Genomic DNA, 19,231 nt, shown 5'->3' on the forward strand with positions numbered 1-19,231 from the left:
CAAGCTCGCTCCCACAGGGTTTGTGGTGTTCCAACGCTTGGCTGACTGGCATTAGCCACCTCTGCCAGGCTTTTTTGTATGGCGATGATTTATCCTGTGCCCCCCGATTTCATCCCGGAGACACCTGTGCCCGCCCTCACCGCCCGCGAGGTTTACCAGCCGTTGCGCGATGCCGCCCAGGGTATTCGCACCTTCCAGCGTATCGATGAATACTGCACGTCGAACCTTGTACAGGTCGACATCGACGGCTGGCGCCTGTTGCTCGACGTCGACACCGGCCACTTGCGCCACTGCCTGCACGGCCAATGCCCCGATGGCCGCGAGTATGCGTTCGACAGCGGGCAGCGCTTCGGCACCGACCCGGTGAGTTTGCTCAGCACTTGGGAGCTGGCGCAGATTGAGCGGTTGCTGGCCTGAATCATTCGCAACCTGTCGTTCCCTGGCCGCACTTGTGATACACAAGCCGGAATGATTTCTGCGTCCAAGGAGATTCCGTCCATGCCCCGTTCCCCACGCCTTTCGCACTGGCTGGCCTGCACCCTGCTCGGTTTGTTCGCTGGCGTTGCCCAGGCCGGCACGACGCCCCCGGCCCCCGATGCCCTGCAACCCTTGCTGGCGACGATGAACGAGCGCTTGAACATCAGTGAGCTGGTGGCGCTGACCAAGTGGGACAGCGGCAAACCGGTCCAGGACAATGCCCGGGAAGCGCAAGTCATCGCCAACGCGCGCAAGCAGGCGGACCAGCGCAAGCTCGACCCCGACGATGTCGCCGACCTGATTGCGGCCCAGATCGAAGCCAGCAAACTGCTGCAATACGGCCGACTCGCTCAATGGCAAGCGGCGCACAAGGCACCGGACACGCCACGACCGGACCTCAACAACGACATCCGGCCCAACCTCGACAAACTGCAGAACCTGCTACTCACGCAGTACGCCGCGTTCCTGCCCTACCGCAAAGACCCGAACTGCCCGCAATGGCTGGCCACCGAACGCTCGGCGCTGATCAAGGATTACCTGCATGGCCAGGCGATGATTCGTGCGACGGGCGAATTGTGTGTTGTGGGTCGATGACAGCGAAGTGATCCAGACGAAGAGCCCGGCCCGATCTGTCGGGCTTTCATGGACGCGCTTTGCTCTTCAGTTCGCTGCCGCTTGGAACCGCTTGCGGTAAGCCGCCGGCAGTAGCCCGACGCGTTGTTGAAACAGCCTGCGAAACGAGTTGCCATCCTCGTAGCCCACGGCATAGGTGATGCTGTCCAGTGTCATGCGTGTGGATTCAAGCAATTGCTTGGCCTTTTCCAGGCGCAAGGTCTGCAGGTAGGCAATCGGCGTGTAGCCGGTGGCGTCCTTGAAACGTCGCTTGAAGTTGCGCACGCCGAAGCCGAATTGTTGGGCCACATCATCGATCAACAACGGCTGATTGAAGTGTTCTTCCAGCCAGTATTGCACCCGCAGGATATCGCCATCACCGTGGCTCTTGGGCATTGACCACATCACATACACCGACTGCTCGCTGCGCACCGAGTCGACCAACAGGTACTTGCCACACTTTTGCGCCAGTTCCAGTGACGCAAAGCGACGCACCAGGTGCAGCAACAGGTCCATGGCCGCACTCGCGCCGCCGCTGGTGACCACGCGATTGTCCTCGCAAATGATTTGCCCTTCGTCCAGCAACGCGTGGGTATAGCGGCGACGGAAAAGCTCGGCAAAAGCCCAGTGCGTGGTCGCACGGGTGCCGTTCAATAGCCCGGCCTCACCCAACATGAACGCCGCCGTGCACATGGAAGCCACCACCGCACCTTGGGCGTGCTGCTCACGCAGCCACGGTCCATAGGCGCAAAAGGCCGGCAAGGCGTCCTTGAGGGTGAAGAGGAATCCCGGGATCAGGACCAGATCGGTTCGCGGGATCTCGCCAGTGGAACGGTTCACATGCAACCGCTGCCCGCCCCAGGCGGCGACATCGGCGCCATCGAGCGAAGCGCTGACCACCCTGAACGGTGGTGGATCGCTATCGGCGAACAGGTTGGCGGCACTGAGCACTTCCAGGGCCATGGTTGCGCTGGCGGCGGAGCATTGATCCGCCAGTAACAAGGTGATGTGCATAGCGACCCCATTGCGCTTTTCGCATGTAAAATGTCATTTGCGCACCTACCTTAGCCGATTTACAAGGCCTAAAGTGCAGCCATCAACCCAACGGTGGCGTACTTATGAATCTCTGGTTTCGACTTTTCCTCATGCTGTTGCGTCGCCCGTGGCGCAAACCCGTGGACGCCTCGGCGACCACCGTTGTGCGCATGCGCGTGTGGCCGCTGGATCTGGACCTCAACCGGCACGTCACCAACGGTCGCTATTTCACGCTGGCAGACATCGGGCGAATGGATTACGTACTGCGCAGCGGGGCCTTTCGTGTGGCGCTTCGTCATAAGGCCGTGCCGATTGTCGGCGATACCTGGGGCAAGTTCCGCCGAGAGTTGCGCCTGTTCGAAGCCTTTGAAATACATACCCGTATGCTTGGCTGGGACGACAAGTGGAGCTTTATGGAGCACCGTTTCGTCAGCAAGGGCCGGGTGGTCGGCGTGGTGGTGATGCGCGGTCTGTTCCGCGCGGGTAGAGGCACGGTGGCACCCGGTGAATTCGCGCTGGAGCTGGGTTTGCCAGAGCAATCGCCGTCGATGCCGCCATGGTTGACGGACTGGTCGCGTAACTGCAACGACATGAGCCATCAGTTGCGTACACAAGAGGCTCCGCCTGCGCGGCAACCGGAGACAGTCGGCTGACCGCGATGTAAAACACCCTTTACATACGTGAAATCCCCGGCGAATATGTAAAGGGTCTTTTACATCAGGAAGAAGCAATGAAACGCTATTACATGGAAATGGGTGCCGCGGCGGCGCTGTACTCGGTATTGCTGATCTTGTCGGTCATCCTGCTCAAGGATCAGCAGGAAATGGCCATGGCGCTGAAGATCATCATCACGCTGTTGCCGGTGATTCCTGCGGGGCTGATGTGTTGGGCAGTGGTGCGCAACATGCGCACGCTGGACGAAATGCACTTGCGTATCCAGTACGAAGCGCTCGGTTTTGCCTTTGCCGCTTCGGCGCTGCTGACCTTCACCTACGGCTTTCTGGAGAATGTCGGCTTTCCACATGTGTCCTGGGTCTGTGTGTGGCCAGTGATGGGCCTGATGTGGATGATCGGGCTCAGACTGGCCAAGCGGCGCTACCAATGAAAAACCGTCTCAAGGAACTGCGTGCCGAACGCAAGTGGTCGCAGGTCGATCTGGCGGCGTTGTTGAATGTTTCGCGGCAGACCATCAATGCCATCGAAAATGGCCGCTATGATCCCAGCCTGCCCTTGGCGTTCCAGATTGCCCGGGCATTTGCGCTGCCTATCGAAAGTATTTTCGATGACGAGTTCGCCGGCTAATCTCTCTCTTCAATCAGGCGCCTGCCCATGAGCCATACGGAAACCCTCGCCAAAATCCTGCTCGGCCCGTTGCTGCTGATGCAGGGCCTGTACACGCGACGGGTGACGCCGAAGCTGCCGGAGGCCGAAGGTGAACGCCAGGGTGTGGCCGGCAGCGGCGATGCTCTGCGGTTGTTGATTGTCGGCGACAGCGCTGCGGCGGGGGTGGGTGCGGCGACTCAAGGTGAGGCGCTCAGCGGTCGGCTGGTGGAGCGCCTGGTCGAGGATTATCAGGTGTCATGGAAACTCTGGGCGCGCACCGGTCTGGATTCGCAAGGGTTGCTGGAGCTGCTCGAACAGCACGCCCCCGAGCCGTTCGATGTGGCGCTGTTGTCGATTGGCGTCAACGATGTCACCAGCTCGCTCACCCTGGATCAGTGGCTCGCTCGGCAACAGCGCTTGATGAGGCTGTTGTGCGACAGGTTCGCGGTGAGGCAGATTGTGGTCTCGCCGCTTCCACCGATGCATTTGTTCCCCGCCCTGCCGCAGCCGCTACGCTGGTTTCTGGGGTTCAGGGCGCGTCGCTTCAACGCACATCTTGCGGATCTGGCCGCAGGCGTGGATCAATGCACGATGCTGACCACCCCGCTGGCACCCGAACCGGGCTTGATGGCCAGCGATGGTTTTCATCCGGGGCCGATGCTCTACCATCAATGGGCCGACGATGCCGCCAGGGTTATCGATCAACGCTTTCGCACCACAACAATAAAAACAGGAGTTGAAGATGTCTGAGCTGAACCTGAACCCCAATGTCGCAGCGTCCCTGAAGCAGTGGCACGCAATGCTCGGCAACCGCGACTTGAGCGCCTTGCCCGAACTGCTCGATCCGCAGGCGGTGTTCCGCTCGCCGATGGCGCACACGCCGTATCCGGGGGCGCCAGTGGTGTCGATGATCCTCAACACGGTCATGAACGTGTTCGAGGATTTTGCCTATCACCGCGAGCTGGCGACGGCGGATGGCTTGAACGTGATTCTCGAATTCAGCGCCAGAGTCGGCGATAAAGAGCTCAAGGGCATCGACATGATCCGCTTCAACGAACAGGGCAGGATTGTCGAGTTTGAAGTGATGGTGCGGCCGCTAAGTGGCTTGCAGGCGTTGGGTGAGGAAATGGGGCGGCGCCTCGGTGCTTATCTGAAGGCCAGCAAAGCCTGACTTACCTGATTCAACAAATACCCTTGTGGGAGCGGGCTTGCTCGCGAAGGCGGTGAAACAGTCGATAGAGATGTTGACTGACACTCCGCTTTCGCGAGCAAGCCCGCTCCCACAGGTTTTGTGTGCAACCTGGAGTCTTCACGCTATCGGCTGATGGCTGGTCACGCAGTGAATCACGCCACCAACAGCGGAGATCGCGTCGATGTCGAGCCGCACCACCTTGCGGTTAAGGTTGAGCAACACTGACTCGGTGGTGATCGGGTTTCCACAAGGCCGCCGGCGAGTGATTACTGCACCGGAAACGTTTGCAGATAGGCCAACAGGTCTTCGATTTTTTCCGGATCGCTCAGGCCCCAGAAAATCATGCGCGTGCCAGGCACCACTTTCTTCGGTGCTTCAAGGTAGGCGATCAGGGTTTCGCGATCCCAGACCAGGTTGGCGGATTTCATCGCGTCGGAATACACGTAGTCGGTGGTGACGGCGGAGTGGCGACCGATCACGCCATTGAGCTGCGGGCCGAAGAAGGCGCGAGCCGATTCGCCGATCTGATGGCAGCCGCTGCAGAAGCGCTTGTACACTTTCTCCCCGGCCTGGACATCGCCCGCAGCAAGGGTGGGTGCGCTGAACAGGCCAGCGCTGAGGGCCAGGGCCAGGGCGGCGATTTTCTTCATGTTGCGTTTCCAGTCTGCGAATGCTCGCTATTGGAACATGCAGGCCGGGGATACCCCAAGTGGTCAAATGGACGCAATCCCTATGGGAGCGGGCTTGCTCGCGAAGAGGCCTTCACATTCAACATCGTAGGTGACTGGACTATCGCTTTCGCGAGCAAGCCCGCTCCCACAGGGACTTGTGCATGGCTTACTTTTTGTTGAGTTCAATGGCCGCCTGAATCAACGCCGTCAGCGCCGCTTCATCGATCTGCTCGCCCTCGCGGATATCGATGGCACGTCGGGTATTGCCTTCAAGGCTTGCATTGAACAGCTTCGACGGATCGTCCAGCGATGCGCCCTTGGCGAAGGTCAGCTTCACCACCTGCTTGTAAGTCTCGCCGGTGCAGAGGATGCCGGCACGGGACCACACCGGCACGCGCCACTTCCACTCTTCGATCACTTCGGGGTCGGCCTGGCGGATGATCTTGCGCATGCGGGCCAGGGTCTCGCCGCGCCAGTCGGCCAGCTCCCGGATTCGCTCGTCGATCAGCGCCGAGGCTTCGCTTGATTCAACCTTGTCCGTTTTCATCACCGTCTGCACCCTCATCATGATGGTTGTGACCGATGAGGGTAGACGGTGTTGGCGGCTTTTCACGGTGACGAACCTCAAGCCCGGCGCTGAAGGCCAGGAAGACGGCAGGCACGGTACGCCGATACGACAGGCTCCCTTGCCACAATTGTTCATTTGTCATCGAATTGTCATGCACCGTCCGCCATACTCAGCTCATCCAATGCGTGCTTTATCTTTCTGCTGCCTCTCCCGGCGGCTTTTTTTTGCCTGAAATTGCGCTTACAGGCATTCCTGCGCCGCACGCTCGAAACTGGACGGCACGAAGGTCGACGCCAGCAGCTTGCGCTCGTACAGGAACACCTTGCCGCCGTTCGAGGCCTTGTAGGTTTCAAGCACGTTGTCCGCCGCCACTTTGCTCGATACGACGATCCGGTAGCTGCGCTGGGTCTGCGACACCGTGGGCGCCAGTGCATCGTGCTGCAACTTCGGCACCACGCAATGGGTGTACGCCTCGGGTGACTTGCTGGTCTGCAAGGTCATGGTCGGATTGTTCGGCGTGGCACAACCGGCCAGCAACAGCGAGGCGAAGGCCAGGGTCGGGGCAAAAAAAGTGCGCATGGATCAGGTCCTGAAAAGCAATCTACGGTGAATGGGCTTGCCCGCCGTTCCGCGGACGTCGGGCTGGTTAATGGGTTGCTGCGGTTAATCCGGCGGATACCAGCGCCTTCAACGACGCATCGAATTGCTTCAATGCTGTCAGTTGCAAGTCGCGTTGCTGTTCGATTTGCGCGGCAATCTCGGGCGCGGCCTTGTCATGCACCCACACCGACGGCAGCTGTTTTTCCACCGCGCCTTCGGCCTTGCCGATGTATTGCAGGCTGGCGTCGTAGAACCGCGCGGCGAAACGCGCCTCGACCCGGTCGTTACGCTGGGTCAGCAACTGGTTGTGGGTATCGAGCATCACCACGACATCGGGATGGGCCTGCACCAGGGCATCAAGGTTGTCGTAGACCGTCACCGACAGAAAGCTCTTGTGCAACGAACTCAGCAGCCAATCGATGGCCAGTTGCGGATCGGAGCTGTCGACGAAGGCCTGGCGAATTCGCGCATCCAGTGCGTTCTTCGCGCCATTGACGGCCACTGAGTGGTATTGCTCAAGGTATTGCAGGTTTTCCACGGTGTGTTCGCTGTAGAGCACCCCGACCGTCTGACCGTATTGCAAGCCGCCCTGACTACCTGTGATGGGCGGCAGGTGGCAGGCGTGTGCGTCCCCGGCAAAGGCCGATGCGGTAGACGCAACGCTGCCCAGCAACAGGACAATCAAAGCCAGTCGGGTCAAGATTTTCATCGCGCAGGTTCCTTGAGCAGCGTGTTCAATGCCGGCAATTTTCCGCCTTTGCGCAAAAAACAGAACTTGCGATGCTTGATGGTGACTATTGACTGAACCAATAGTGCGGCGGCGCCAGCACAGGCCTCTGGCGCAAACTTACCGGTCAATGTCGAACAAGCGGCTGTGCCGGGCGCCCACTGTTGATTACAGTGGCGACTGCCCCCAAAACCTGATCAAGGAGCGAAACAATGGTGACCTGCTACCTGAAATACGTGCTCGACCCCTACCAGCTCGACGCATTCGAGCACTACGGCAAGTTGTGGATCCCCCTGGTGGAGAAGTTCGGCGGCCAGCACCACGGCTACTTTTTGCCCTCGGAGGGCGCCAACAACATCGCCCTGGCGCTGTTCACTTTCCCGAGCCTGGCGGCCTACGAACATTACCGGCAGCAATCGATGGACGATCCTGCGTGCATCGCGGCGTTCAAATACGCCGAAGACCGGAAATTCATCCTCAGCTACGAGCGTTCGTTCATGCGGCCGGTGTTTGCCTGAAAGGCTCGCTGACTCAATCTTTTTTCAGATCCAGGCAGTAGGTGTAGTAACCGGGGTCGCGCACCCAGCCCAGGGATTCATACAGGCGCTGGGCGGTGAAATTGTCGGTGGCGGTTTCCAGGGTCATGCCTTTGCCACCGGCCAGCCTTGCAAAATCCCTGGCGGTGTTCATCAGCAAGGTGCCGACGCCTTTGCCCCGGGCAGCGGGCGTGGTGAACAGATCACCCAGCAGCCAGGTGCGATGGGCGTCAATCGAGGAAAAAGTCGGGAACAGCTGGACGAAGCCGAGGTTTTCACCGTCGGTGTCCCGGGCAAGAAAAATCACCGATTCATCCCGGGCAATGCGCTCGGCGATGAAGGCGCGCGACTGCGCCAGGTTCGACGGCTGCTCGTAGAACATCCGGTAGGCGTCAAACAGAGGGGCGATCTGGTCGATATGCGATGCGTCGGCGCGCAGGGCCTGAATAGCCATGAGGGTGCTCCATTGCGGTCTCAAGGAATTACAGACTAGCAATGGCAACGGAACAGCGACTTAAAATTTTCTGAAAGCACCGCCACCCAATGTGGGAGCGGGCTTGCTCGCGAAGAGGCCGTGTCAGTCGACATAAATGTTGAATGACACACCGCTTTCGCGAGCAAGCCCGCTCCCACATTAGGTTTGCACATTGATTGCGGGTTGCAATCAGACCCGCACATTACGCCCCGGCAGTGAAGTGCGCTGGCTGCTTTCCCAGCCCTCGACCAACCCAACCGGTACATCCGCTGACGGCAGCATCTGCACGCCACGCACCAGGTCGGACGCCCGCTCAGCCAGCATGATGGTCGGCGCATTGAGATTGCCGTTCGGCTCGGTCGGGAACACCGACGAATCGATCACCCGCAGACCGGCGATGCCGCGCACGCGCAATTCGGAATCAACCACCGCCATGTCATCCTCGCCCATGCGGCATGAACCGCAGGGATGGTAGGTGCTTTCCAGGTTGTCGCGCACGAAGGCGTCGAGGTCTTCATCGCTGGTCACCTGCGCGCCCGGGGCGATTTCGCCGTCGCGGAAGCGGTCCATGGCTTTCTGGCCGATGATCTCGCGGGTCAGGCGAATGCAGCGACGGAAGCCTTCGCGGTCCTCTTCCCGCTCCAGATAGTTGAAGCGAATCTCCGGATGCTCGTACGGGTCAGCCGAGCGCACGCGCACGTACCCACGACTTTTCGGTTTGTTGGGACCTGTGAGCACCATGAAGCCATGGCCCTTGATCGGTTTGTTGCCGTCGTAGCGCATCGCTGCCGGCAGAAAGTGGAACTGGATGTCCGGCCAGCGCAGGCCTTTTTCGGAGCGAATGAAGCCACCGGCCTCGAAATGGTTGGTGGCGCCCAGGCCGTCCTTGAACAGTAGCCAGCGCAGACCGATCATCAGCTTGCTCAGCGGGTCCATCTTGCTGTTGAGGGTCACCGGTTCCTTACAGCCGAACTGGATGTACACCTCGGCGTGATCCTGCAGGTTCTCCCCTACCCCCGGCAGGTCATGGCGCACGCCGATCCCGGCCTTGCGCAGGACGTCCGCCGGGCCGATGCCGGAGCGTTGCAGCAGGTGCGGCGAGCCGATCGGGCCGGACGAGATCAGCACTTCGCGGTTGCAAAGCACCTGGTGGGTCTGGCCGCCGTGGTCATACATGACCCCCACCGCACGTTTGCCTTCGAGGATGACCTGGCGGGTCATCGCGTGAGTGATCACCGTCAGGTTCGGACGACCCATGGCCGGACGCAGATAGGCATTGGCCGTGGAGCAGCGCACGCCATTCTTCACGGTCATGTGCATGGCGCCGAAACCTTCCTGCATGTAGCCGTTGCAGTCTTCGGTCTTGATGTAGCCCGCCTCTGCGCCGGCTTCGACCCAGGCGCCGTACAGCGGGTTTTTCATGTGGTTGCCGTTGGTGGTGTGCAAGGGTCCGGTCTGCCCGCGATAGCTGTCGCCGCCCGACTCATAGCTCTCGGCACGCTTGAAGTACGGCAGGCAGTTGCGATAGCCCCAGCCTTCAGCGCCCAGGGATTCCCACTCGTCGAAATCCAGCGCATGGCCGCGGATATACACCAGGCCGTTGATCGAAGACGATCCGCCCAGAACCTTGCCCCGTGGGCAGTGAATGCGCCGACCATTGAGGAAAGTCTCCGGCTCAGTCTCGTAGCGCCAGTTGTACTTCTTGGTGTTCATCGGGATCGAGAAGGCACTGGGCATCTGGATCACTACGCTCTTGTCGCTGCCGCCGAACTCCAGGACCAGCACCGAGGTGGCCGGGTCTTCGCTCAGGCGGTTGGCCAACACACAACCTGCCGAGCCTGCGCCAATGATGATGTAGTCGTATTTTTGCGTGGTCATGCTTATCTCCCGACCGTCGATTCAGTGAATACCGGCAGTGGCTGCTGTTTGTGGGTCAGCGTGTCGCCGGTGGTGTATTGCGGGGAGGTTTTCTCGATCTGCTGGATCACCGCTTCTTCGCGCTTGAGGTCTATCGAGCGGCTCAGCCAGTAGTACGCCAGGCCCGAGACAATCAGCCCGACCAGCCAGGCGATGTCGATGCTGCCCAGTGCCTTGGCGAGCGGGCCGACATACACCTCGCGCTGTTCAACGCCGTCGAAGATGTAGAAAAACGGGATCATCGAGATAAAACCGATGGCATAGGCGGCGATGCCGCGCAGTCCCCAGCTGCCATAGATGTTGCCGTGGGGCATGAAGAAGTGCGGGATGGCGTAGCGGCCTTTGCGCACGAAGAAGTAATCGGTGAGGTTGACCGAGGTCCAGGGCACCAGGAAGTACAGCATCACCACCAGGTAGATCCCCAGCACCGACAGGCCTTTGCCCGAACTCTGGATGCTCAGGGCCACGCCCAGTTGCAGCAGGATCACGAAGCCGATGGCCAGGATGCGTGCCTTGCGGGTGGGTTCGATGTGCTTGATCGAGTCGACGCAGGTCAGCGTGGTCAGCTTGGCGCTGTAGATGTTCATCGCGATCACAGGCAGGAACGCCAGGATGGTGACCACCACCACCGCCGTGCCCATCAGTGGCGACACGGTGTTGCCGACTTGCCCCAGAGCCACCAACACGTCAGTGGTATGCAGGTGATCGGCCAGCCAGCCACCCACGGAAATCATCCATGCACCGGACAGCGAAGCCCCGAGGAACACCACCGCGATCAGCTTGCCGCTGGAAGTGTTTTTCGGCAGGTAGCGCGAGTAGTCCGACACATAGGGCGCATAGGCGATGTTGTAGCTGGCGGCCGCCGCAAACTGCGCAATGAAACCGGTCCAGTTGAAGCCCAGCGGCTCACGGGCCACTTCGCCTTCCGCGAGTGCCGGCAGCACCGCATCCGGCACCCAACCCATCAGCACCGCCATGGTCACCAGGCCATACAGCGGCAACGACAGGAACAGCGCCCATTTGAAGCTGCGGTGCATCCAGTCATGGCCGAGAATCGCCAGCACCGCCGCCGGGATGGTCACCGCCACCGCGATCACCGCAGGGCTGAAACCGAACAGCGTGTGCAGCCCCTGCATCATCAGCACCAGGTTGACGATGTTGAAACCGGCGAACACGAACAGCGTCGCCAGCAGCACCAGGATCACCCCGCGATAACCGAACTGCGCGCGGGACTGGATCATCTGCGGCAGGCCCAGGTGCGGGCCTTGCGAACCGTGAAACGCCATGAACAGCGTGCCGAACATGATGCCCAGCGTGCCGGCGAGGGTGGTCCAGAGCGCGGTCAGGCCGACGCTCGGGCCGACGAAGCCGATGGTCATGGTGAAGAAGGTGAAATTGCCGAGGAACCAGAACGGGCCCTGGCTCGACAGTTTGTCGGTGCGCTCGTTCTCGGGGATAAAGTCGATCGAATGCCCCTCGACGACGGATTTTTCGTCGAGGCTGGACACGCTCGGGGCGGACTTGGCGTTAGTGTTCATGATGGACTCTTATTGTTGGAAGATCATGACGAGATAACCGCGTTCTTTCGGGGGAACGACTCCCGGGGCGCGTCCTTGCCGTTCCCGAATTTCAAAGGTGCAATTGCTTTCAACTTTGGCGCAAAACCTGTGGAAGCGAGCTTGCTCGCGATGGGGGCGTGACATGCAACATTGATGTTGGCTGACAGTCCGCTATCGCGAGCAAGCTCGCTCCCACAGGGATTGCATTGTTCCTTGCTTAACTGATCAGCATCAGCCTGGCAGCGTGATCCAGACCGCCTTGGTTTCGAGCAGGTAATCGAGCTGCTCGGCGCCCAGGTCCTTGCCGAACCCGGACTGCTTGTAGCCACCGAACGGCATCGACGGGTCGAGGGTGCCGTGGGCGTTGACGTAGACCGAGCCGGCCTTGAGGCGCGGGATCAGGCTGTGCACTTTGCCAAGGTCGTTGGAATACAGTGCGGCAGCCAGGCCGTAAGGCGAGTCGTTGGCCAGGGCCAGGGCCTCTTCTTCATCGTCGAAAGGTGCGGTGACCAGCACCGGCCCGAAGATCTCTTCCTGGACAATGCGCATGTCGTTGCGGCAATGGGCGAAGATGGTCGGCTCGACGAAGAAGCCTGGGCCATCGATCGCTTGTCCGCCGTAGACCAGTTTGGCGCCTTCAGCCTTGCCGGTCTCGATGTACTCGGTCACGCGCTGCTTTTGCAGGGCCGAAACCAGTGGGCCGATGAAGCAGTCCGGGTCCAGGCCCGGGGCCATTTTCAGGGTGCGTGTATAGGCGATCAGCTCACCCAGGAATTGGTCGTAGACACTGCTATGAATATAGGCCCGTGTACCGGCGTCGCATACCTGCCCGGAGTTGAAAAACACGCCATTGGCGACCGCTTGGGCGGCGGCCGGGATGTCGGCGTCGGCGCAGACGATGACCGGTGATTTACCACCGAGTTCGAGGGTCAGGCGCTTCATGTCATCCAGCGCTGCGCGGCCGACAGTCTGGCCGACCGGGGTCGAGCCGGTGAAGGTCAGTTTGTCGATGCCGGGGTGGGTGGCCATGGCCGCACCGACCACACTGCCGCGCCCGGTGACGATGTTGATCACGCCGTCGGGGATGCCCGCTTCCTGCACCAGTTCAGCAAAACGCAGGGCCGACAACGAGGTCAGTTCGGCGGGTTTGACTACCACTGTGCAGCCGGTCGCCAGCGCCGCGCCGAGCTTCCAGGCCATGGTCTGCAGCGGGAAGTTCCACGGCACGATGGCGCCGACTACGCCGACCGCTTCCTTGCGGGTATAGGCCAGGTAGTTGCCCGGCAGCGAAGGTTCGACGGTACGGCCGTGCAGCTTGGTGGCCCAGCCGGCGAAATAACGCAGGGTATCGACGGTTCCCTGGATGTCCACGTCCTTGGCGAAGGCCACGGATTTGCCCATGTCGATCGATTCGATTTCCGCCAGTTCGGCAGCGTTCTGTTCGATCAGGTCGGCCAGGCGCTGCATCATGCGCTCGCGCTCGGCCGGTTTGGCCTGACGCCAGGCGCCGCCGTCGAACTGCGCGCGGGCGGCTTGCACGGCGCGGTCCAGGTCATCGGTGGTTCCCATGGGAATGCGGGTGATCAGGCCTTCGGTCGAAGGTTCGATGACATCGGAGGTCTGGCCGTCGCTGGCTTCGACCCAGGCGCCGCCGATGAACATTTTCTGGATCTTGCTGAGAAAGGTCTGGGTGGCTTCGCTGACGCCGAATTTCTGCAGGTAACTCTTGACGATCGTGTCCATTTTTATTCTCTCTGCCCGGCAGTCAGGTCCTGCCGGGGCTCTGGTTTCTGAGCTTTGTGGTTTCGATGATCAGGCTGGAGTCGACTCGCTCTCGGCGGCCGCACGTACCTTGCCGCGCTCGTGGAAGATGAAACCGATGCTGTTGAGCAGCAGTTGCGCGGCGAGGATCGAGGTCATGCCGGTCGGGTCGTACACCGGCGCCACTTCCACCAGGTCCATACCGACGATGTTGCCCTTGCTGCGCTTGGCCAGGGCCTGGATGATTTCCAGCACTTCGTAGTAGAGGAAGCCGCCGTGGCTCGGGGTGCCGGTGCCGGGGGCGATGGACGGATCGAAACCGTCGATGTCGATGGTGATGTAGTAGTTGATGTTCTGCGGGATCAGAGCCAGCACACCCTCGACGCCGAGGCGGCGCACGTCGCGCACCGAGAGGATTTTCGAGCCGGCTTCATGGGCCGCTTCGTAGTCGTCACGGTTGGAGGAGGACACGTTGCGGATGCCCATCTGGGTCATGCCGACGATGTGGTTCATTTCGGATGCACGGCGCAGCGGATTGCCGTGGCCGTAGCGCACACCGTGGCGCTCGTCGACGAAATCCAGGTGCGCATCGAAGTGAATGATGTGGATCGGGCCGCGGCCTTCGAAGGCCTTGATCACCGGCGCGTGCACCGAGTGGTCGCCGCCGAGCACCACCGGCATCACGCCGGCATCGAGGATCTTGCGCACGGCGTATTCGGTGTTCTTGTTGCTGGTGGCCATGTCGGTGTGGACGATGTCGGCATCACCAACGTCGACCATGCGCACATCCGATGCGGTGAGGTACATCACGTCATCTTCGTGATCGTAGGCGCCGGCGTGGCCGAAGGAAAACAGCGTCGATGCTTCACGAATCCCGCGGGGTCCGAAGCGTGCGCCGGAGCGCCACTGGGTGCCCATGTCGTTGGGCACGCCCAGCACCGCGACGTCGGCATCCAGTGCATCCCAATCGGTGCACACCGGGGATTTGCCAAAGGTGCAATGACCCACGAATGGCAGGTTCAGGCGACCGGATTCATAACCGTTGTTCGACATTTCTAGCCTCTCCACTTCTTGTTATCGGCCTGGCGGACTGCAAGGCGACCGCCGTTGGAAAGACTATGGGCGCAGGTTTTCGTGGAAAAAATGCTAAACATCAGATACTCATATCGGCATTCCCGATGCGTCCACCGGCCGGAGGTCCAAGATGATCCAGCTGCACGATGTCGACCTGAAACTGCTCAGGGTGTTTGCCACGATTGTCCGCTGCGGCGGTTTCTCGGCCGCGCAGGCGGCGCTCAATGCCGGGCAGTCGACCATCAGCGAGCAGATGACCCACCTGGAAACCCGCCTGGGGGTCAAACTCTGCCAGCGCGGGCGCAGCGGCTTTCGCCTGACCGAACAGGGCGTGGCGATTCATGAAGCCACCCAGCGCCTGCTGTCGGCGGTGGAAAACTTCTGCATGGACGCCGACGTGCTCAAGCAGCACATCAGCGGCAAGCTCAATCTGGGGATCATCGACACCACGATCACCGATCCCGACTCGCCGATCCCGCGCACCACCCAGCGCTTCGTTTCCCGCGGCCACGACGTGCACCTGAACGTGTACGTCGGTACCCCGGCGGAACTCGAAGAACGGGTGCTCGACGGTCGCCTGCACCTGGCCATCGGGCACTTCCCGATCCATGTGCCGGGGCTGCTGCAATCGCCGCTGTACCAGGAAGCCCTGGGCTTGTATTGCGGGCGGCGCCACCCGCTGTTTGGCAGCCAGGCTGAAGGTGCGGAACTGCTCGAAGAAGTCGCTGCCGGGCGCATCGTCGTGCGCGGCTACATGCAGCAATACGACCTCGAACACCTGGGCGTCAGCAAGGCGGCCGCCACTGTCGATAACATCGAGGCTTCGGCCATCCTGATCATCTCCGGCGCCTATGTGGGCTTCCTGCCCGAGCACTTCGCCAGCCAGTGGGTCAAGAGCGGCGAGATGCACCAACTGGCAGCCGCGAGCCTGCGCCTGAAGTCACCCTTCGACGTGATCACCCGGCGCGGCACGGCGCCGCCGCCCATCCTCCAGGCGTTCCTCGAGGACCTGGCCGCCAGCGCCCGTAAAACCGCCAAGCCGTGATATGACACTCGCCAAATTGAAATTTTGCCGGGCATACTGATTTTAGTTCGCCAACCTTGCAGGCCCGTCATGCGCATCCACGTCACCTTCATCGACCGCGTCGGCATCACCCAGGAAGTGCTGGCCCTGCTCGGTGGACGCAGTTTCAACCTGGACGCTGTGGAGATGGTCCCGCCCAACGTCTACATCGATGCGCCGACCCTCGGCGCCGAGGTGCTCGAAGAGTTGCGCGAAGCCCTTTTCGATGTGCGCGGCGTGCAGGCCGTGACCATGGTCGACATCCTTCCGGGGCAACGCCGGCGCCTGCAACTGGACGCCTTGCTGGCAGCCAGTTCCGAGCCGGTGCTGGCGGTGGATGACCGTGGTCATGTGCTGCTGGCCAACCCGGCGCTGATCGCCCTGTGCGGCCGCGAACCGGCCGGTGAGTCGCTGACCGCCCTGTTCGACGATGCCGATTTGCAGCGCACCCTGATCGCCCATCATTTCCGCCTGCCGATGCACGAGGTCAGTCTCGGCGGCCAGACCTTGCTCCTCGACGCGATGCCGATCACCGACGCCGGCGCCCTGCTCACCCTGTATCAACCCAATCGCATCGGCGAACGCCTGTCGGCGCTGCACCACGACCATGCCGAAGGCTTCGATGCGCTGCTTGGCGAATCGCCGCCGATCCGCGCGCTCAAGGCCCGCGCGCAACGGGTGGCGGCCCTTGATGCGCCGCTCTTGATCCAGGGTGAAACCGGCACCGGCAAGGAGCTGGTGGCCCGTGCCTGCCATGCCGTCAGCCCGCGCCATGACGCGCCATTCCTGGCCCTGAACTGCGCGGCACTGCCGGAGAGCCTCGCTGAAAGCGAGCTGTTCGGCTACGCCCCCGGCGCCTTCACCGGCGCGCAACGGGGCGGCAAGCTCGGCCTGTTGGAACTGGCCGACCAAGGCACGGTCTTCCTCGATGAAGTGGGGGAAATGTCGCCTTACCTGCAAGCCAAGTTGCTGCGTTTCTTGAGCGATGGTTGCTTCCGTCGGGTGGGGGGCGACAAGGAAGTGCGGGTCAATGTGCGGGTACTCAGCGCGACCCACCGCGACCTGGAAAAAATGGTCGCCGAAGGACGTTTCCGCGAAGACCTGTTCTACCGCCTCAACGTGCTCAACCTGCAAGTGCCGCCGCTGCGCGAGCGCGGTCACGACATCCTGCTGATGGCCAATCACTTCATGCAACAGGCCTGCGCGCAGATCCAGCGACCGGCCTGTCGCCTGGCACCGAGCACCTTCAGCGCCCTGCTCGGCAACCGCTGGCCGGGCAACGTGCGGCAACTGCAAAACGTGATCTTTCGCGCGGCGGCGATCTGCGAGAATCCGTTGGTGGACATCGACGACCTCGACATCGCCCGCACCGCCGTCGAGCGGCAAAACGACGGTGAAGTGGGCAGCCTGGAAGAGGCTGTTGGCGACTTTGAAAAGAACCTGCTGGAACAGCTTTATCGCAGCTATCCGTCCAGTCGGTTGCTCGCTGCGCGGTTGCAGACGTCCCATAGCGCCATCGCGATTCGCCTGCGCAAGTATGGGATTCCCAGCAAACCGTAAGACTGACTCGGTCAAAATGTGGGAGCGGGCTTGCTCGCGAATGCGGTGTTTCATTCACCATCAGTGTTGCCTGACAGGGCGCCTTCGCGAGCAAGCCCGCTCCCACAGGGGGATCAGTGTTGTTGCCGGATTCTCTGTCTGAAAATCGATACGGCGTAGCGAAATCAAGACAACCACTTGCCTGCCAGCAATCACGGCGCTTGCGTCCGGGGCTTTGCTTGCCCGTATTGATTTCAATACAGCACTTGTCATCCCCCTTCTTGCAAAAACACTTCAAACCATTGATTTAAAAGAACTAATAAACCTTGGCACCGCCCTTGCTATCACTCCTCCAACCCCGCTCGTCGCCCCGCCACGAGCCTTAAAACAATAAGGAGTTGATATGAGCCAATTGCGTTTTACCGTCGATCACGAATGGTTGCGCCTTGAGAGCAATGGCCTGGTCACCGTCGGCATCACGGCGTTTGCCCAGCAGGCGCTGGGGGATGTGGTGTTCGTTCAGGTGCCTGAACTGGGCGCCTTCGGTGCCGGCGCTGAAGTGTCGGTACTGGAGTCGGTGAAAGCCGCCAGCAGCATCGGCATGCCGCTGGACGGTGAGGTGGTCGAGGTCAACGACACGCTGGAGAGCAGCCCGGAACTGGTCAACGAAGACCCGTTGGGCGAAGGCTGGTTCTTTCGCTTCAAACCGGTCGATGTCGAGGCGTTGAGCGACTTGCTCGATCAAGACGCCTATGCACGCCTGACCGCCGAACACGCCGACGCTTGAAGCCCCCCACGAATCCGGAAAAAGGACCACACCATGTTCAGCAAACACGACCAGATCAAAGGCTACGACGACGAACTGCTGGCGGCGATGAACGCCGAGGATGCGCGGCAGGAACACCATATCGAACTGATCGCCTCGGAAAACTACACCAGCCAGCGGGTGATGCAGGCCCAGGGCAGCGGCCTGACCAACAAGTACGCCGAAGGGTATCCGGGCAAGCGTTACTACGGCGGCTGCGAGCACGTCGATGTGGTCGAACAACTGGCCATCGACCGCGCCAGGCAGCTGTTCGGCGCCGACTACGCCAACGTCCAGCCGCACTCCGGCAGCCAGGCCAACGCCGCGGTTTATCTGGCGTTGCTGCAAGCGGGCGACACCGTGCTCGGCATGAGCCTGGCCCACGGCGGCCACCTGACCCACGGCGCCAAGGTGAGTTTTTCCGGCAAGCTGTACAACGCGGTGCAGTACGGCATCGACACCGCCACCGGCCTGATCGATTACGACGAAGTCGAGCGTCTGGCACTGGAGCACAAGCCGAAGATGATCATCGCCGGCTTCTCGGCCTATTCGAAGACCCTGGACTTCCCGCGCTTTCGTCAGATTGCGGACAAGGTCGGTGCGTACTTCTTCGTCGACATGGCCCACGTCGCCGGGCTGGTGGCCACGGGGCTGTACCCGAACCCGCTGCCCTACGCCGACGTGGTCACCACCACCACGCACAAGACCCTGCGCGGCCCCCGTGGCGGTCTGATTCTGGCCAAGGCCAACCCGGAGCTGGAGAAGAAGCTCAACGCCGCCGTGTTCCCCGGCGGCCAGGGTGGCCCGCTGATGCACGTGATCGCGGCCAAGGCCGTGTGCTTCAAGGAAGCGCTGGAGCCGGCATTCAAGACTTATCAGGCGCAGGTGATCCGCAATGCCCAGGCCATGGCGCAGGTGTTTATCGAGCGCGGTTATGACGTGGTGTCCGGCGGTACCGACAACCACCTGTTCCTGGTCAGCCTGATCCGCCAGGGTCTGACCGGCAAGGACGCCGACGCCGCCCTCGGGCGTGCCGGCATCACCGTGAACAAGAACGCCGTGCCCAATGATCCGCAATCGCCATTCGTGACCTCCGGCCTGCGCATCGGTACGCCGGCGATCACCAGCCGTGGTTTCAAGGAAGCGCAAAGCATCGCCCTGGCCGGGTGGATCTGCGACATCCTCGATCACCTGGGCGATGCCGACATCGAAGCCAATGTCGCCCACCAGGCGGCCGCCCTGTGCGCGGACTTCCCGGTCTATCGCGACTAAGCACACAACACAAAACCCTGTGGGA

22 protein-coding genes are annotated in these 19,231 nt (G+C 61.3%); 12 read left to right on the forward strand and 10 right to left on the reverse strand.

The window, feature by feature from the left end; genetic code table 11:
• The first annotated feature begins 126 nt into the window (after positions 1-126).
• Both KSS91_RS18200 and KSS91_RS18205 read left to right on the forward strand, forming a co-directional pair.
• The gene (locus KSS91_RS18200; protein ID WP_225923699.1) at positions 127-417 is read left to right on the forward strand and encodes a DUF7693 family protein; all 291 of its coding nucleotides are present in this window, start codon (positions 127-129) and stop codon (positions 415-417) included.
• 81 nt (positions 418-498) lie between these two features.
• Positions 499-1,071 (forward strand): chorismate mutase, encoded by a 573-nt coding sequence (locus KSS91_RS18205; protein WP_217835666.1) that lies wholly within the window; start codon positions 499-501, stop codon positions 1,069-1,071.
• Between the two features lie 66 nt (positions 1,072-1,137).
• Here KSS91_RS18205 and KSS91_RS18210 read toward each other — a convergent pair whose 3' ends face one another.
• Positions 1,138-2,103 (reverse strand): GlxA family transcriptional regulator, encoded by a 966-nt coding sequence (locus KSS91_RS18210; RefSeq protein WP_217835667.1) that lies wholly within the window; start codon positions 2,101-2,103, stop codon positions 1,138-1,140.
• Positions 2,104-2,207: 104 nt separating this feature from the next.
• Here KSS91_RS18210 and KSS91_RS18215 point away from each other — a divergent pair, with 104 nt between their 5' ends.
• The 5 genes from KSS91_RS18215 (at position 2,208) to KSS91_RS18235 (ending at position 4,618) form a co-directional block, all read left to right on the forward strand.
• Entirely contained in the window at positions 2,208-2,777 is a 570-nt protein-coding gene (locus KSS91_RS18215) for an acyl-CoA thioesterase (RefSeq protein WP_015094447.1), read from the forward strand.
• Between the two features lie 77 nt (positions 2,778-2,854).
• On the forward strand, positions 2,855-3,229 hold the full coding sequence (locus tag KSS91_RS18220) for a hypothetical protein (protein ID WP_103395546.1): 375 nt from the start codon (positions 2,855-2,857) through the stop codon (positions 3,227-3,229).
• Complete coding sequence (locus KSS91_RS18225; protein ID WP_007988375.1) at positions 3,226-3,426, forward strand: helix-turn-helix transcriptional regulator; 201 nt, start codon at positions 3,226-3,228, stop codon at positions 3,424-3,426. Before KSS91_RS18220 ends, KSS91_RS18225 begins: the two co-directional genes overlap by 4 nt.
• A 27-nt stretch (positions 3,427-3,453) precedes the next feature.
• Positions 3,454-4,197, forward strand: a complete 744-nt coding sequence (locus tag KSS91_RS18230) for an SGNH/GDSL hydrolase family protein (protein ID WP_217835668.1) — start codon at positions 3,454-3,456, stop codon at positions 4,195-4,197.
• Positions 4,190-4,618 carry a nuclear transport factor 2 family protein gene (locus KSS91_RS18235; protein WP_217835669.1) on the forward strand — a complete coding sequence of 143 codons (429 nt, stop codon included), beginning with the start codon at positions 4,190-4,192 and terminating at the stop codon, positions 4,616-4,618. Before KSS91_RS18230 ends, KSS91_RS18235 begins: the two co-directional genes overlap by 8 nt.
• Positions 4,619-4,905: 287 nt before the next feature.
• Here the strand turns inward: KSS91_RS18235 and KSS91_RS18240 are convergent, their stop codons facing one another.
• The 4 genes from KSS91_RS18240 to KSS91_RS18255 all read right to left on the reverse strand — a co-directional run bounded on the left by KSS91_RS18240 (position 4,906) and on the right by KSS91_RS18255 (position 7,187).
• Positions 4,906-5,289, reverse strand: coding sequence for a c-type cytochrome (locus tag KSS91_RS18240; protein ID WP_217835670.1), 384 nt, complete (start codon positions 5,287-5,289; stop codon positions 4,906-4,908).
• 187 nt (positions 5,290-5,476) lie between these two features.
• Positions 5,477-5,857 (reverse strand): DUF1801 domain-containing protein, encoded by a 381-nt coding sequence (locus KSS91_RS18245; RefSeq protein WP_217835671.1) that lies wholly within the window; start codon positions 5,855-5,857, stop codon positions 5,477-5,479.
• A gap of 261 nt (positions 5,858-6,118) precedes the next feature.
• A complete protein-coding gene (locus KSS91_RS18250) occupies positions 6,119-6,457 on the reverse strand; it encodes a YgdI/YgdR family lipoprotein (protein WP_217835672.1) in 339 nt (112 codons plus the stop codon).
• A gap of 67 nt (positions 6,458-6,524) precedes the next feature.
• The gene (locus KSS91_RS18255) at positions 6,525-7,187 is read right to left on the reverse strand and encodes an ATPase (protein WP_217835673.1); all 663 of its coding nucleotides are present in this window, start codon (positions 7,185-7,187) and stop codon (positions 6,525-6,527) included.
• A gap of 230 nt (positions 7,188-7,417) precedes the next feature.
• Between KSS91_RS18255 and KSS91_RS18260 the strand changes: the two genes are divergently transcribed.
• A complete protein-coding gene (locus KSS91_RS18260) occupies positions 7,418-7,723 on the forward strand; it encodes an NIPSNAP family protein (RefSeq protein WP_126046344.1) in 306 nt (101 codons plus the stop codon).
• A 13-nt stretch (positions 7,724-7,736) separates the two neighbouring features.
• On the opposite strand, the gene KSS91_RS18265 is transcribed toward KSS91_RS18260, so the two are convergent.
• The 5 genes from KSS91_RS18265 to speB all read right to left on the reverse strand — a co-directional run bounded on the left by KSS91_RS18265 (position 7,737) and on the right by speB (position 14,506).
• On the reverse strand, positions 7,737-8,195 hold the full coding sequence (locus KSS91_RS18265) for a GNAT family N-acetyltransferase (protein WP_104447741.1): 459 nt from the start codon (positions 8,193-8,195) through the stop codon (positions 7,737-7,739).
• Positions 8,196-8,405: 210 nt separating this feature from the next.
• The gene (betA, locus tag KSS91_RS18270) at positions 8,406-10,094 is read right to left on the reverse strand and encodes a choline dehydrogenase (RefSeq protein WP_217835674.1); all 1,689 of its coding nucleotides are present in this window, start codon (positions 10,092-10,094) and stop codon (positions 8,406-8,408) included.
• A 2-nt stretch (positions 10,095-10,096) separates the two neighbouring features.
• A complete protein-coding gene (locus KSS91_RS18275; RefSeq protein ID WP_126046346.1) occupies positions 10,097-11,671 on the reverse strand; it encodes a purine-cytosine permease family protein in 1,575 nt (524 codons plus the stop codon).
• A 252-nt stretch (positions 11,672-11,923) separates the two neighbouring features.
• Positions 11,924-13,435 (reverse strand): aldehyde dehydrogenase family protein, encoded by a 1,512-nt coding sequence (locus KSS91_RS18280; protein ID WP_217835675.1) that lies wholly within the window; start codon positions 13,433-13,435, stop codon positions 11,924-11,926.
• 69 nt (positions 13,436-13,504) lie between these two features.
• Positions 13,505-14,506 (reverse strand): agmatinase, encoded by a 1,002-nt coding sequence (gene speB / locus KSS91_RS18285; protein WP_104447745.1) that lies wholly within the window; start codon positions 14,504-14,506, stop codon positions 13,505-13,507.
• Positions 14,507-14,657: 151 nt separating this feature from the next.
• Here speB and KSS91_RS18290 point away from each other — a divergent pair, with 151 nt between their 5' ends.
• The 4 genes from KSS91_RS18290 (at position 14,658) to glyA (ending at position 19,206) form a co-directional block, all read left to right on the forward strand.
• Positions 14,658-15,572, forward strand: a complete 915-nt coding sequence (locus tag KSS91_RS18290) for a LysR family transcriptional regulator (protein ID WP_015094432.1) — start codon at positions 14,658-14,660, stop codon at positions 15,570-15,572.
• A gap of 69 nt (positions 15,573-15,641) precedes the next feature.
• Positions 15,642-17,150, forward strand: coding sequence for a transcriptional regulator GcsR (gcsR, locus tag KSS91_RS18295; protein ID WP_217835676.1), 1,509 nt, complete (start codon positions 15,642-15,644; stop codon positions 17,148-17,150).
• Positions 17,151-17,532: 382 nt separating this feature from the next.
• Positions 17,533-17,916 carry a glycine cleavage system protein GcvH gene (gcvH, locus tag KSS91_RS18300; RefSeq protein ID WP_015094430.1) on the forward strand — a complete coding sequence of 128 codons (384 nt, stop codon included), beginning with the start codon at positions 17,533-17,535 and terminating at the stop codon, positions 17,914-17,916.
• Positions 17,917-17,949: 33 nt separating this feature from the next.
• Positions 17,950-19,206 carry a serine hydroxymethyltransferase gene (gene glyA / locus KSS91_RS18305; RefSeq protein WP_217835677.1) on the forward strand — a complete coding sequence of 419 codons (1,257 nt, stop codon included), beginning with the start codon at positions 17,950-17,952 and terminating at the stop codon, positions 19,204-19,206.
• Positions 19,207-19,231: the final 25 nt, after the last annotated feature.

This window comes from Pseudomonas azerbaijanorientalis (assembly GCF_019139795.1).
Classification (GTDB): Bacteria; Pseudomonadota; Gammaproteobacteria; order Pseudomonadales; family Pseudomonadaceae; genus Aquipseudomonas; species Aquipseudomonas laurylsulfatiphila.

Excerpts from the sequence above, each read along its gene's own strand:
- KSS91_RS18220 (WP_103395546.1), top strand. The coding sequence starts at position 2,855 with ATGAAACGCTATTACATGGAAATGGGTGCCGCGGCGGCGCTGTACTCG.
- KSS91_RS18265 (WP_104447741.1), bottom strand. The coding sequence starts at position 8,195 with ATGGCTATTCAGGCCCTGCGCGCCGACGCATCGCATATCGACCAGATC.
- KSS91_RS18280 (WP_217835675.1), bottom strand. The coding sequence starts at position 13,435 with ATGGACACGATCGTCAAGAGTTACCTGCAGAAATTCGGCGTCAGCGAA.
- gcvH (WP_015094430.1), top strand. The coding sequence starts at position 17,533 with ATGAGCCAATTGCGTTTTACCGTCGATCACGAATGGTTGCGCCTTGAG.
- KSS91_RS18225 (WP_007988375.1), top strand. The coding sequence starts at position 3,226 with ATGAAAAACCGTCTCAAGGAACTGCGTGCCGAACGCAAGTGGTCGCAG.
- KSS91_RS18290 (WP_015094432.1), top strand. The coding sequence starts at position 14,658 with ATGATCCAGCTGCACGATGTCGACCTGAAACTGCTCAGGGTGTTTGCC.
- KSS91_RS18205 (WP_217835666.1), top strand. The coding sequence starts at position 499 with ATGCCCCGTTCCCCACGCCTTTCGCACTGGCTGGCCTGCACCCTGCTC.
- KSS91_RS18250 (WP_217835672.1), bottom strand. The coding sequence starts at position 6,457 with ATGCGCACTTTTTTTGCCCCGACCCTGGCCTTCGCCTCGCTGTTGCTG.
- KSS91_RS18245 (WP_217835671.1), bottom strand. The coding sequence starts at position 5,857 with ATGAAAACGGACAAGGTTGAATCAAGCGAAGCCTCGGCGCTGATCGAC.
- gcsR (WP_217835676.1), top strand. The coding sequence starts at position 15,642 with ATGCGCATCCACGTCACCTTCATCGACCGCGTCGGCATCACCCAGGAA.
- KSS91_RS18275 (WP_126046346.1), bottom strand. The coding sequence starts at position 11,671 with ATGAACACTAACGCCAAGTCCGCCCCGAGCGTGTCCAGCCTCGACGAA.
- KSS91_RS18255 (WP_217835673.1), bottom strand. The coding sequence starts at position 7,187 with ATGAAAATCTTGACCCGACTGGCTTTGATTGTCCTGTTGCTGGGCAGC.
- betA (WP_217835674.1), bottom strand. The coding sequence starts at position 10,094 with ATGACCACGCAAAAATACGACTACATCATCATTGGCGCAGGCTCGGCA.
- KSS91_RS18240 (WP_217835670.1), bottom strand. The coding sequence starts at position 5,289 with ATGAAGAAAATCGCCGCCCTGGCCCTGGCCCTCAGCGCTGGCCTGTTC.
- KSS91_RS18235 (WP_217835669.1), top strand. The coding sequence starts at position 4,190 with ATGTCTGAGCTGAACCTGAACCCCAATGTCGCAGCGTCCCTGAAGCAG.
- speB (WP_104447745.1), bottom strand. The coding sequence starts at position 14,506 with ATGTCGAACAACGGTTATGAATCCGGTCGCCTGAACCTGCCATTCGTG.
- KSS91_RS18215 (WP_015094447.1), top strand. The coding sequence starts at position 2,208 with ATGAATCTCTGGTTTCGACTTTTCCTCATGCTGTTGCGTCGCCCGTGG.
- KSS91_RS18230 (WP_217835668.1), top strand. The coding sequence starts at position 3,454 with ATGAGCCATACGGAAACCCTCGCCAAAATCCTGCTCGGCCCGTTGCTG.
- KSS91_RS18260 (WP_126046344.1), top strand. The coding sequence starts at position 7,418 with ATGGTGACCTGCTACCTGAAATACGTGCTCGACCCCTACCAGCTCGAC.
- KSS91_RS18210 (WP_217835667.1), bottom strand. The coding sequence starts at position 2,103 with ATGCACATCACCTTGTTACTGGCGGATCAATGCTCCGCCGCCAGCGCA.
- glyA (WP_217835677.1), top strand. The coding sequence starts at position 17,950 with ATGTTCAGCAAACACGACCAGATCAAAGGCTACGACGACGAACTGCTG.